A 12,811-nucleotide genomic window follows, 5' to 3' on the forward strand; every position below is an offset into this window, starting at 1 on the left:
GTGGCGGGAAGCGCTACATCCCGGCGTGATCGAATGCGATGGTCGGAACGTCGACGACGTGCGAACCGCCGTCGGCGACGATGACTGCCCCGGTGATGTACGACGACTCCCCCGAACCGAGGAAGCGCACGACGGAGGCGATCTCGCTCGGATGCGCCGGACGACGAAGTGGCACATCGGCGGTCACCGTCGCGTAGGCCTCCTCGCGCGAGCCGAGGTCGGCGTGCGCGGCGAACTCATCCATCTCGTCATCCGCCATCGGCGTCTGCACCCATCCCGGGCAGATCGCGTTCACGCGCACGCCGTGGCGTCCATAGTCACGCGCCAGCGACCGGGTGAGCCCGATCAGCGCGTGTTTGCCGACCGTGTAGCCCGCGACCGATGGGCCGGCGAAGAGCCCGGCGAGCGAGGACACGATCACGATCTGACCCTTCGCCTCGATCAGGGCGGGCAGCGCCTCGCGCGCCATGGTGAACGCCGTCGTCAGGTTCGCCCGCAGCGAGGCTTCCCACCCCGCGTCATCCGTGTCGCCCACCGACGAGAACCCGTGTCCGCCCGCGTTGGCGACGAGCACGTCGAGGCGTCCGAATTTCGACAGCACCTCGGCGACCGCAGCCTTCGCCGAGTCGGTATCGGCTGCATCGGCGACGACCGGATGCGCCCCGACGGCCTGCTCCACCTCACGCAACGGCTCGATACGGCGTCCGACGACGACGACGTGCGCGCCCTCGGCCGCGTAGCGCTCCGCGATGGCCGCTCCGATGCCGGTGCCGCCGCCGGTGATGACGACGACGCGTCCGGCGACCGTCGATCCGATCGAGCTTGTCATTCGCTTCTCCTGACTCTTGTGTGTACGTGTTAGGCGGGAAATCCCGAACGCGCGGTGTATCCGAAGTCGCTGAGGATCGTGGTGCCGTTGATCGCTCGGCTGCGCGGCGACACCAGGTACGACACGTGCGCAGCGACCTCGTCCGCGGTCTGCACCGGGAAGCTGGCATCGCCGAACCCGTCGTCGGCTCCCAGATCGCCACGGCTCATCGGGGTGTCCACGATCGAGGGCGCCACCGTGTTGACGCGGATCCCGTCTCCGGCGAGATCCACCGAGAGCGCCCTGGCAAACTGCACGAGCGCGGCCTTCGATGCGCAGTACGGCACCATTCCCGGTGAGGCGACGAGGGCCGAGTCGCTCGAGACGAGGACGACGGATGCTGCCACCGACGCGCGCAGGGCCGGGAGCGCGTGCTTGAGAATGAGGAACGCGCCCGTGACGTTCACCGCGAAGACCGTCTCCCACTGCGCGAGGCTGGTCTGCTCGATGCCGGATCCGACCGGGCCCGAGACGCCGGCGCAGCAGACGACGGCATCCAGGCCGTGGAGTTCTGCGACCGCCGTGGCGACGGCACCGCGCACCTCGGCCTCATCCGTGACGTCGGCGGAGACGATCACGGAACCCGGACACGCGTCGCCCGTCACTTTGACGCCCGCGGAGTCGAGGTCCAGCAGGGCGACTCTCACGCCTTCCGCGGCGAGCGCCAGCGCCACCGCGCGGCCGATCCCGCTCGCGGCCCCCGTGACCAGCGCCGTTCTCCCGTCCAACTGCAGATCCATCTCACCCTCCGTCCGCCCCGTCGGCATCGAGCAGCGCCATCGGATGACGGCGGCGTCCTCCCCGTCATCCTGCTCCTGCGTCGCCGCCAGGCGAACGCCGCTCCGCTGTCCGTGCACGCTCACACCATCGTCTTTCGCTCAGAGGCAAGCGCAGAGGTCGGCACGCGAGCAGACTCGCCCTAACGAGAATCCCTCGTCGTCCGCACTGTGCGTGAACACAGGCGACAGCCAGCAAAGGAGCCGACGTGGCAGATACGACCGCAGTACCGCAGGAGCACACCGCCCTGCGCCCTGGCGCCCTCGGCGTCGCAGGGATCGTCTTCCTGGTGCTGGCGGCGGTCGCGCCGCTCACCGGCATCGTCGTCGTCGCGTCCATCGCCATCGCGCTCGGCAACGGCGGCGGCACCCCGATGTCGTTCTTCATCGTCGCGGCGATCCTGCTGCTGTTCGCCGTCGGCTACGCGCAGATGTCGAAGCAGCTGGTCAACGCCGGCGGCTTCTACGCCTTCGTCGTCAAGGGCCTCGGTCGCACCGGCGGCCTCATCGCCGGACTCATCGCGACGCTCGGTTATAACTTCTTCGTCGTCGGCACCATCGGCACCAGCGGCTTCTTCATGCAGGCGATCATCCGCGATCTGACCGGATTCGACATGCACTGGATCGTCTGGGGGCTGCTCTCGATCGTGGTGTGCTTCGCGCTCGCCAGGATCGGCGTCGATTTCTCCTCGAAAGTCCTCGGCGTCTGCCTGGTGCTCGAAGTCCTCATGCTCGTCGTGTTCGACATCTCTGTGCTCGTGCAGACCGGCTACGACGTCGCCGCGTTCAGCCCGGAAGCGGTGTTCTCCGGTTCCCTCCCGATCGGCCTGCTGCTCGCAGCCACCGGATTCCTCGGCTTCGAGGCGACCGCGCTGTTCAGCGAGGAGGCGAAGCAGCCGCTGCGGACGATCCCCCGCGCGACCTACACCTCGATCATCGCGATCGGCGTGATCCTCGGCGTCACCACCTGGGCCGTCGTCAGCGCCACCGGCGTCGCGCAGGCGCAGAGCACTGCGCTGGAGCACCTGCCCACCGGAGACCTCATCTTCTCGCTCTCCGCACAGTATCTCGGCGGACCTCTCACGACGGTCATGATGGTGCTGCTGCTGGTGAGTCTGTTCGCGGCGATGCTCGCGTTCCACAACTCGGCCACCCGCTACCTGTACTCGCTCGGGCGCGCGCGCATCCTGCCGCACGCACTCGCGCGCACCCGTCGCAACGGCGCACCGGCGATCGCAGGGATCGTGCAGGCCGGCTTCGCAGCGCTCGTCGCGGTGATCTTCGCGATCGCGGGAGCCGACCCGATCCTCACCCTCGTCCCCGCGATGCTCGGCTTCGGAACGCTCAGCGTGCTGATCCTGCAGGGCCTCGCCGCGATCTCGATCGTCGTCTACTTCCGGCGCCGTCAGGATCCGCGTTGGTGGAGCACGTTCATCGCGCCGGGCATCGGATTCCTCGGCATCGCCGCCATCTCGATCCTCGCGGTCGTCAACTTCGACATCGTCGCGGGCTCCAGTGAGCCGGCGATCCGGATGATGCCGCTGCTGCTCGTGCTCGCCATCATCGGCGGAATCGCCTACGGCGCGTATCTGAAGCGCACGAAGCCCGTCGTCTACGACGAGCTCGCCACCGACCTGGAGAAGTTCAGCGACCGCTGAGCTCCCCCCGACCACCCCATCACCACGAAGGAAAGCACGCACCATGACCGATGACGTCAACCTCTCCGACACGTCCACCTGGCTGCCGCTCGACGGCCTCGCTCCCGGCTTCGACGCCAGCAAGGCCGAGCTCAGCAACGACCTGGACGGTCGCACGTTCACGGTCGTCGACGATCGGGGAACCCGCATCACCCACACGTTCGGCCCCGGCACCGTCAGTTGGAGCTACGAGCCCGGCGAGGGCGACGAGACGGCCGCGGCATCCGACACCGACGACTGCGAGGTCATCGAGGTCGACCAGGACCTGTATTACGCGCAGTTCCACCACAAATACCTGCCGAACGAGGCCGTCACGCTGATCCTCGACCTCCGCAGCGGCCACGCGCTCTCCGTGATCTCGATCCTCGGTCAAGCGGCCCCCGGCCGGACCGCCGTGCAGATGGCGTTCGCGTCCAGTCTCATCGAGGGCATCGAGACGAACGGCGAGGCGCCCGCTCCGACGACCGAGCTGATCGGCCGCCGTGTGCTCTGGGTGTACTCCAGCACGCACGCCTACGAGCACGTCTACCTCTCCCCGCACTGGTACACCTGGCAGTGCCTGGCCGGACCCGAGCAGGGCCTCGCCGACACGGACGCGAACACGGTCTGGCGCATCCGTCCCGGCATCTACGTCTTCACCTGGCGCGAGAAGGTCATCCCCTGTGGCTCGGTCACGATCGCCGACCACCGCGATCAGAAGGCGATCCGCTCGCACGGTGTGCTCTTCGGCTGGGACGAGACCGGTACGACTCCGACGCACTTCACGTTCGGTGCGCACGGCCGTCTGATCTCGCACACCACGCACCCGGTCGAGTTCGACCCGGCCCGCCCGCTGGCGCGCTGAACATGGTTGTGCACGCCGACCTCATCATCACCGGCGCCAGGGTGCGGACGGTCGATCCCGCACGCCCGCTCGCCGAGGCGATCGCCATCCGGGACGGGCGCATCCTCGCCGTGGGAACGGCAGCGGAGGCAGCGGTGTTCCGCGGTCGTGGCACCGAGGTGCGCGATCTCGCTGGCGCCACCGTCTACCCGGGTTTCGTCGACGTGCACAACCACCACGCCACCGCGGGCGTGACCGATCTCTTCGAGTTATCGTTCGGAACGGCACTGGGGCTCGACGAGATCCTCGACCGTGTCGCCGCGCATGCGCGATCGCTGCCGGCGGATGCCTGGATCACCGGCGGCTCCTGGGCCAGCACCCTCATGGATGAGTTGAACAGCTCTGCCGTGCGCAGGCGCCTCGACGAGGCATCCGGCGGACGCCCGGTGATGCTGTCCGACGACAGCCATCACAACCGCTGGGTCAACGCGGCCGCGCTGCGCCTGGCCGGGATCTCCAAGGATGCGATCCCCGCTGAGGGCGTCACGCTCGTGGATCCGAGCGATGGCGAGCCCACCGGCATCCTGCTCGAGGCGGCAGGCATCCCGGTCGCGCAGGCGCACGCGCGGGCCGGAGGTCTCTCGCCCGAGCAGCACCGGCGGGCATCGCAGCGCGGCGTCGAGCTGTTGAACGGCTTCGGGGTGACGGCGTTCCAGGATGCCGCCGTCTCGCTGGAGATCCTTGCGGCGCTGCAGTCGCTCGATCAGGCCGGCGAGCTGAATGCCTGGGTGGTGTCCAGCCTCACCGTCAACGACGAGATCTTCGGCTATGACACCGTCGGCGAACCGCTGGTCTCGCGCGGCGAGGAGTTCCGCACCGCGCATCACCGGCCGGACTTCGTGAAGATCTTCCTCGATGGCGTTCCGCCGGCGCGGACGGCGCTCTTCATCGATCCGTATCTTCCGGACGACGTGCACGGCGCGCACTTCCACGGCACGACGACGATGGACTTCGACGAGCTGTACGGCTGGCTCCGCAACGTCGCCGAACGCGGCCTCGGCGCCAAAGTGCACGTCACCGGAGACGGATCGGCTCGACTTCTGCTCGACGTCGTGGAACGCCTGCGGGCGGAGCATTTCACCGACACCGCATTCCAGATGGCGCACGGCCAGTTCCTCGCGGACTCGGACATCGAGCGCCTGGCCGCGCTCCGGGTCGCCGCCGATATCTCGCCGTTCATCTGGTATCCCGGCGTCATCCCACAAGCTCTGGCCGAGGTGCTCGGCGATCGGGCGGAGCACTCGCAACCCAACCGTTCGATCATCGACGCCGGCGGTCTCGTCGCCGGCGGGTCCGACTGGCCGGTGAGCGAATCTCCGAACCCTCTCGAGGGGATGCAGGGGCTCGTCACCCGCGCCGACCCGCTCGGACGGGCTCCGGGAACACTGTGGCCGGAACAGGCGGTCACCGCAGAAGAGGCGCTGGAGATCTTCACGATCAACGCGGCGACGGCGATGGGCCTCGGCGACGAGACCGGGTCGCTGGCACCGGGCAAGTCGGCCGACTTCGTCGTGCTCGAACGGGATGCCGTCGCGGGCCCCGCGAATGAGATCTTCCACACCCGGGTGCTGTCGACCTGGTTCGCCGGGCGTGAGGTCTTCACGGCCTGAAGACGGCGCGCACCGCCTGGTGTTGGCGTAGCCGTGGTTGTTGACGCGCCCGGTTGTCGGGGCCACCCCCGTTTGTTGACGCAGCGGATGCGGGACCCCCAGTTATTGACGAGACCCCCTGCTGTCGACGTGAATACCTGGGGGTCTCGTCGATAAACGGGGGTGCATGGGTCTCCGACGGGGGTGCTTGGGTCTCCGACGGGGGTGCTTGGGTCTCAAGCGGGAGGGCCGCGACGTCGGACCGGACTAGTCCTGCACATCTCACGCATTCACCCGAGTTGTTCGCAATCGACGGGATTCCCCTCTCGAACGACGCAGATGGCGGTCCAGGATGACCGGATGGCGACGCTCACGATCCCACAAGCCAGAAAGCTGCTGCGCTCGCGCCTGCAGCTTCTTGAGGCAGGCGTCACCGATCGACAGATGCGGGCGTCCGTCGAATCGGGAGCCCTGAAGCGGGTGCGACGCGGCTGGTACGTGCGGACCAGCGACTGGAAGAAGCTGTGGAACGAGGGAAAGCACCTCGTGGAGGTGCTCGCCGCATGCCTCAACGCGGTGCCGCCCGGCCCGGTTTTCTGGGGTGTATCGGCGGCGGTTCTGCACGGGTTTCCGCTGTATCAGACGGTGCCGAGTGAAGTGCACGCCGTCACCGATGGCCGCCGTCACAGTCGGCTTCGTGCAGGAATCCGCTGGCACGATGCCCACGTCCCGGCACACGACATCACCGTGATCGACGGCATCCGCTGCACCAGCCGCGATCGCACCGTCCTCGACGTGACCGCGACCGTGAGCACCGAGGCCGCGGTCGCAGCCGCGGATGCCGCACTCCGGGGCATCGCCGTCCCCGACGGCCGGACGATGGATGCCGCGATCACTGCGGAATGGCGAGGTGAGCTGGTCTGCCGGGCGAAGAGCGCAACGACCCGCGGCATCCGTCAGACCCGGTGGGTGATCGAGTTCGCGGACGGCCGCGCACAGCTGCCCGGAGAGAGCGTCAGCCGCCTGCAGTTGCATCGCCTCGGCTTCACGGCGGTGGAGCTGCAGACGCGGGTCGTCGGACCGGACTCCGAGGACTACTGGCTGGATTTCGCGTTTCCTGGGTCGCGGAGTTTCGGCGAGTTCGACGGACTGGGGAAGTACACGGACCCCGAACTCATGGGAGGGCGCACGATCGAGGAGATCGTCCTCGCAGAGAAGCGTCGAGAGGATGCAGTCCGCGGCGTCACCGGCTGGGGACTCGGACGCTGGGAGTCGGCGCACCTTGCGACACCGCAGCTCCTCGGAAGGAGACTGAGCGCCTTCGGCATCCGCCCTCCGTGACCCCGGGGCCTGAAACAAACACCCCCGGTTCTCACCGAGGCCCCCGGTTGTTGACGTCGGTAAGCGGGGGTGTCGTCAACAACCGGGGGGTGATACCCGTGACACCGTCAACAAACGCGGGTGTCGTCAACAGCAGGGGGCATCTACAGCAGAGGGCATCAACAGACGGGGGTGGCAGCCGCGACGTTGGCGACTGCAGGGGTCACGACGCGCGCAGGAGGGGCCGCCGCTCACCCCTCCAGCAGGAAGCGCGCTCCGCGCTCGGCGATCATCGCCGCCGGGGCGTTGGTGTTCCCGGTGGGCACGCGCGGCATCACCGACGCGTCGATCACCCACAGCCCTTCGACCCCGCGCACGCGCAGCTGCGGGTCGACGACGGCCTCGGCATCCGAGCCCATCCGGCAGGTGCCGACCTGGTGGTGGTAGGTGATCACCGTGCGGCGCACCCAGTCCTCCGTCTCTGCATCCGAAACGTCGGGCCCGGGGTAGGCCTCGACGGCGCCCCACCCGTCGGCCAGCGCAGGTCGCGCGCCGATGGAGCGGCACTGTCGGACGGATGCGGCGAGCGCAGCCACATCCCGCTCATCGGCGAGGGCCGCCAGGTCGATGTTCGGAGGATCCGCGAGTCCGGGTCCCGACAGCGTCAACGAGCCGCGGCTGTGCGGCGTCACCAGCCCGGCCATCAGGGTGAATCCGTCGCCGCCGCGCGGCTCCAGTTCGCCCCACATCGGCACCGAGAAATGGATCGGCTGCGTGTCGGGTTCGGCGAGATCATCCTGGCTGCGCCAGAACAGGTGGCTCTGCGTGACCGAGATGCCGGGCTGCGGCGGTCCGATCGGCCGTTGCGTGGTGAAGATCACCGGCGAGAGCAGGTGGTCGTGGAGATTCCTGCCGACACCGGGCGCATCCTGGACGACCGGGATCCCCAACGCCGTCAGTTCCTCGGCCCGCCCGAAGCCCGACCTCAGCAGAATGACCGGCGAGCCGATCGCACCTGCCGCGAGAACGACCGATTCCGCGCGCAGGTCCTCGGCGTCGGCGCCCTCCCCCAGCCGCACGCCCACGGCCCGGCCGTCTTCGACGATCACCGAATGCACCTCGCGCCCGGTGACGATCGAGAGCTTCTCGGCGACAGGCTGCGCATAGGCCATCCAGGTGTTCACGCGGCGGCCGTCGCGCATCGTCACCTGCTGCTGCGAGACGCCGTCGAGCGTGCCGCCGTTGTAGTCGCGGTTGTGCGGCAGCCCTTCCTGAACGGCGGCGTCGATGATGGATTCCTGGATCGGGGACAGCGGATAGTCGTCCGTCACCGGCAGCAGATCGTTCTCGATGGCCTGGAATACCGGCTCGACCTCGGCCCACCCCCAGCCGGTCGCGCCGTCACGCTCCCAGCCGTCGTAGTCGGATGCGGCACCGCGAACCCAGATCATGGCGTTCAGCGCATGCGATCCCCCGGTCACCTTGCCGCGAGGCAGGTGCAGACGACGCCCTGCGGCGTGCTCCTGCGGCGTCGTGTAGAAGTCCCAGTCCTCGGTGCTGTGCCAGAGCTCGCCGGCCCGGGAGGGATCGTGGATGGCCGGGTTCGTGTCGTAGCCGCCGGCCTCGACGAGCGTGACCTGCACCCCGGCATCCACCAGTCGTCGAGCGACGATCGATCCCGAGGTTCCCGCGCCGACGACGATGGCAGAGCGCAACACCATCCCTCAGCCCTTCTTCCGGCCGGGACCGCTCAAGACCTGGGTGACGGCGACGGACTTCAGTCCCTCGACGCCGAACTCGAGCCCGTAACCGGAGCTCTTCACGCCGCCGAACGGCACCATCGGATGCAGCCCGCCATGCGAGTTGATCCACACGGTCCCCGACTCCATGCGGCTCGCCGCCTCACGTGCGGCTTCCGGGTCGCTCGACCACACAGAGGCACCGAGACCGACGTCCACCCCGTTGGCCCAGCCGAACGCCTCATCGACGTCGGAGTACCGGATGACCGGGAGTGCCGGTCCGAACTGCTCCTCCTGCACGAGCGCCGCATCATTGCCGATGTCGGCGACGATCGTCGGCCGGTAGAAGAGCTCGCCGAGCTCCGGCGCCGCCTCGCCGCCGGTGACGACTCGGCCGCCGCGCGCCTTCGCGTCCTCCACGAGTCGGCTGACGATGTCGAACTGGGCCTTGTTCTGCAGCGGCCCGAGCACGTTGTTCTCATCGAGTCCGTTGCCGATCGGAACGGATGCCGCGATCTCCGCGAGTGCATCCACGACGTCGTCATAGACCGAGTCGTGCACGTACAGGCGCTTCAGCGCCGCACAGGTCTGTCCGGTGTTGATGAAGGCGCCCCAGAAGAGATCCTGCGCGATGGTCTTCGCGTCCGTGCCGGGGAGGACGATGCCGGCGTCGTTGCCGCCGAGCTCGAGGGTGAGCCTGGCGAGGTTTCCGGCCGAGCTCTCGATGATCTTGCGTCCGGTGGCGGTGGAACCGGTGAACATCACCTTGGCGATGTCGGGGTGCGATGCGAGGCGTGCGCCGACCTCGCGGTCGCCCGAGATGCCGACGAGCACATCGGGTGGGAGCACCTCGTTCATCACGGCGAGCAGGGCGAGCGCGCTCAGGGGCGTGTACTCGCTGGGCTTCGCGACGACCGTGTTCCCCATCCGCAGCGAAGGGCCGATCTGCCACGTCGTGATCATCATCGGCCAGTTCCAGGGGCCGATGGCGGCCACGACTCCGGCCGCCTTGTAGACGAGTTCCGCGTGCAGCGTCTCGTCGTCGACGATCACCTGCGGCTCGAGCACGGTGGCCGCGTTCGTGCGCAGCCATGCGGAGCAGGCGCCGACCTCGAAACGGGCGTTCGGGCCGTTCAGGGGTTTCCCCTGCTCGCGCGACAGGAGGTACGCGAGCCCCTCGGCGTTCGCGTCGATCGCATCGGCGGCGGCGAGCAGAAGCTCGATGCGCTTCTCGTGTCCGAGTGCCTCCCAGGCGGGCTGAGCGGCTTTCGCGCGGGCCACGGCGTCGTCGAGTTCGGCGACGGAATGCACCGGCGCCCGACCGATCGTCTCGCGCGTGGCGGCATCCGGGATGTCGCGGCCGGAGCCCTGCGGTGCCTGGATGCGGTCGAGCAGCGCTGCGGCTGCGGATGCTGCGGAATCGGACATCGGTGACTCTCCTTCGAGCGAGACGCGTGCCGACGGTGAGGACGCCGGCTCTGTATCCATTGTCGATCCGGTCTTCGCCGCGCACTTGTCGCGGAGCGCTACGGAGATGTCCGAGTGCGAAGGGATGCGCCGGCTCAGCGCGTGCGCAATCCGTCCAGCGCGATGGTGAGGACGTCGCGCGCGAGCGCTTCCGCGCCCTCCGGTCCGGTCGGGCGGTACCACTCGACCAGCGAGTTCACCATGCCGAACAGGAGTCTCGTGGCGACGGACGCGTCGACGTCGTCGCGCACCGCCCCCTCGACCTGCGCAGCCTGGACGATCGCCGCGACGTCCTGGTCGAAGGCGCGCCGCCGATCGAGCGCGCGGCGTTCGACATCGCTGTTGCCTCGAACCCGGAGCAGGAGGGTGACGGCCGGAAGCTGTTCGATGAGAACGCGCACGGCTCCCTGCAGCACCTCGGCGAGACGGTCGCCCGCCGCCACGGCCCGCGCCTGGCGCAGCACGCCTTCGAGTCCGTCGAGCGCGTCTCCAAGTGCCGTCTCGAGGATCTCCTCCTTGGAGGAGAAGTGGTGGTAGAGCGCCGCCTTCGACAGTCCCAGACGGGCGGCGAGAGCGGCGACCGACGTCGCGTCGTAGCCGGACTCGTTGAAAACGGTGACCGCGGCATCGAGCAGCCCGCGCCGGTCGTAGCCGGGGCGGCCGCGCCGCGCCGCATCCGTACCGCTTGCGGTCTGAGTCACGGGAACCAGTGTGTCATGCCGGACGAAAGCCAGCCCGCCGCCGTGAAATGACGTCTGCGCGGCCGGCGTCCATGAAACTGAACCGCGCGACGGGATCGCGATCGCTGATCGCGATCCCGTCGCGGAGTTTCAGGCCGCCATCCGTCGTCAGCTGTTCGCAGCGAGCGACTTCTTGTATTCGGCGGCGATCTGATCGCCGCCGCCGGAGCGATAAGCCTTCACCCCCGCCTTCCAGGCCGAGACCGGCTTGCGTCCGAGCACGATGTCGAGTTCGAGGTTCTTGATCGCCGTGTCGAGAGCGACGCCGCGCCGGGACTGGGTGTTGGAGTAGAGCCCGTTCGCGGCGTTGCCCACCGCATTCTCCGTGACCGCGAACTCGAACTTCTGGTTGGCCAGGAGGACCTCCTTCTGCGACGCGAAGTTCACCCGCGGCGGTGCGCTCAGGTAGCCGAGCGCCAGCGCCCGCTCGGAACTCGTCGCCGCGATCGGCGTCGGGATGCCGTCGGCCATCGTGTAGTGCACACCCTCGATGCCGTAGTTGCGGAACAGGTACTCCTCGGTGCCGAACGGCGTGGCGAGCCAGTTGGCCATGGCGAGAATCGTCTTGACGCGGGCCTTGTTCGCCTTGGCGATTCCGACGATGCTGTGGTTCGGATCGCCGAGCCACGCTGTTCCCACGTCTCCGGACGCGAAGCCGGGCACGGTGACGCCGCGTGCATCGAAGGCACCGGTGCCTTCCGTCTTGAGCGTCGGCCACGCGCTGAGCGTGAACCAGCCGAAAGCGGAGGAACCGGACTGGAGCCACGTCTTCTGACGATCGTTCGGCGTGGTCGCAGCATCCGGGTTCACGTAGCCGGCTTCGACGATCTTCCGTGTCGCTTCGAGTGCATCCTCCTGCGCCTCGTGCGTGAGCGCACTGGTGAGCTTTCCGCCCTTCTCGCTCCACCGGTTGGGGATGCCGAGCATCTGACGCACGTAGTCGAGCGGGATCGAGGCGAGTGCCCATCTGTTCGCGCTCGGGTCGGTCATCGTCTTGAGCTGATCCTCGAAGTCCTTGAACGACTTCGGGTCCTTGGTGATGCCTTCGGCCGCAAGGAGATCCTTGCGGCCGTACATCACCCAGGTGTTCTGGATGCCGCGTGAGATCGGAAGGGCGTAGATGCGGCCGTTGAAGACCGTGCCGCGCCAGGACTCGGTCGGGATGTTGGCGAGGAACGGGTAGTCCTTGATCGCATCACCGGCGAGATGCTCCGAGAGATCGAGCGCGGTCGCGGCGAAGAGTTCCGTCTGGGACGGTGTGTCAGGGAGCACCGTGAAGAAGTCCGGCATCGCGCCTCCGGCCGACACGGTCGCGAACTTCGCGGGGTAATCCGCACCGGGAGCGAAGCTCGGCTTGTACTGCGATCCGAGACGCTCGTCGACCATCTGCCAGTACTGGTTCACATCGAGGGCCGGCGGAGTGGCGTCGGCGATCGTCAACGCGCTGAAGGGCTTGCCATCGCCTGGCACCCCCTTGATCACGCGGGCCGGCGGGGTGGGATAGCGGAAGAAGACGTCGGAGGCGCGTCCGGCCTCCCCCGGGCTGTCCGGAGTGATCCCCGCGTAGGGGATGTACTTCGGCAGAATGCCGGAGCCGGCGGCGACCGGCCCAGCCCCTGCGGCCCCGCCGGGGCTGCAGGAAGTGAGGGCGGTCGTGGTGAAGGCAGCGAGCACCACGGTCGAGACCGCGCCGCCGAGGAACGAGCGGCGGGAGAGGGAAGCATTCACGGGA

At 68.4% G+C, this 12,811-nt stretch carries 10 protein-coding genes; 4 read left to right on the plus strand and 6 right to left on the minus strand.

The genetic code is table 11. The features are described 5' to 3' along the window. Positions 1-13 precede the first annotated feature (13 nt). Positions 14-829 carry an SDR family oxidoreductase gene (locus MRBLWO13_RS18250; protein WP_341975506.1) on the minus strand — a complete coding sequence of 272 codons (816 nt, stop codon included), beginning with the start codon at positions 827-829 and terminating at the stop codon, positions 14-16. 29 nt (positions 830-858) lie between these two features. Next, on the minus strand, positions 859-1,731 hold the full coding sequence (locus MRBLWO13_RS18255) for an SDR family NAD(P)-dependent oxidoreductase (RefSeq protein WP_341975507.1): 873 nt from the start codon (positions 1,729-1,731) through the stop codon (positions 859-861). Positions 1,732-1,853: 122 nt separating this feature from the next. Here MRBLWO13_RS18255 and MRBLWO13_RS18260 point away from each other — a divergent pair, with 122 nt between their 5' ends. The 4 genes from MRBLWO13_RS18260 (at position 1,854) to MRBLWO13_RS18275 (ending at position 7,154) form a co-directional block, all read left to right on the plus strand. Continuing rightward, entirely contained in the window at positions 1,854-3,302 is a 1,449-nt protein-coding gene (locus tag MRBLWO13_RS18260; RefSeq protein WP_341975508.1) for an APC family permease, read from the plus strand. A gap of 43 nt (positions 3,303-3,345) precedes the next feature. Next, the gene (locus MRBLWO13_RS18265; protein ID WP_341975509.1) at positions 3,346-4,185 is read left to right on the plus strand and encodes a molybdenum cofactor biosynthesis F family protein; all 840 of its coding nucleotides are present in this window, start codon (positions 3,346-3,348) and stop codon (positions 4,183-4,185) included. 2 nt (positions 4,186-4,187) lie between these two features. Continuing rightward, on the plus strand, positions 4,188-5,834 hold the full coding sequence (locus MRBLWO13_RS18270) for an amidohydrolase (protein ID WP_341975510.1): 1,647 nt from the start codon (positions 4,188-4,190) through the stop codon (positions 5,832-5,834). Positions 5,835-6,173: 339 nt separating this feature from the next. Next, complete coding sequence (locus MRBLWO13_RS18275) at positions 6,174-7,154, plus strand: hypothetical protein (protein ID WP_341975511.1); 981 nt, start codon at positions 6,174-6,176, stop codon at positions 7,152-7,154. A gap of 230 nt (positions 7,155-7,384) precedes the next feature. On the opposite strand, the gene MRBLWO13_RS18280 is transcribed toward MRBLWO13_RS18275, so the two are convergent. The 4 genes from MRBLWO13_RS18280 to MRBLWO13_RS18295 form a co-directional block, all read right to left on the minus strand. Then, entirely contained in the window at positions 7,385-8,854 is a 1,470-nt protein-coding gene (locus MRBLWO13_RS18280) for an FAD-dependent oxidoreductase (protein ID WP_341975512.1), read from the minus strand. Between the two features lie 3 nt (positions 8,855-8,857). Further along, positions 8,858-10,300 (minus strand): aldehyde dehydrogenase family protein, encoded by a 1,443-nt coding sequence (locus MRBLWO13_RS18285; RefSeq protein WP_341975513.1) that lies wholly within the window; start codon positions 10,298-10,300, stop codon positions 8,858-8,860. A 134-nt stretch (positions 10,301-10,434) separates the two neighbouring features. After that, positions 10,435-11,040 carry a TetR/AcrR family transcriptional regulator gene (locus MRBLWO13_RS18290; RefSeq protein WP_341975514.1) on the minus strand — a complete coding sequence of 202 codons (606 nt, stop codon included), beginning with the start codon at positions 11,038-11,040 and terminating at the stop codon, positions 10,435-10,437. A gap of 147 nt (positions 11,041-11,187) precedes the next feature. Further along, positions 11,188-12,807: a hypothetical protein gene (locus tag MRBLWO13_RS18295; protein ID WP_341975515.1), complete on the minus strand. Its 1,620-nt coding sequence runs from the start codon at positions 12,805-12,807 to the stop codon at positions 11,188-11,190. Positions 12,808-12,811 lie beyond the last annotated feature (4 nt).

Source organism: Microbacterium sp. LWO13-1.2 (genome assembly GCF_038397725.1).
Taxonomy (GTDB): Bacteria; Actinomycetota; Actinomycetes; order Actinomycetales; family Microbacteriaceae; genus Microbacterium.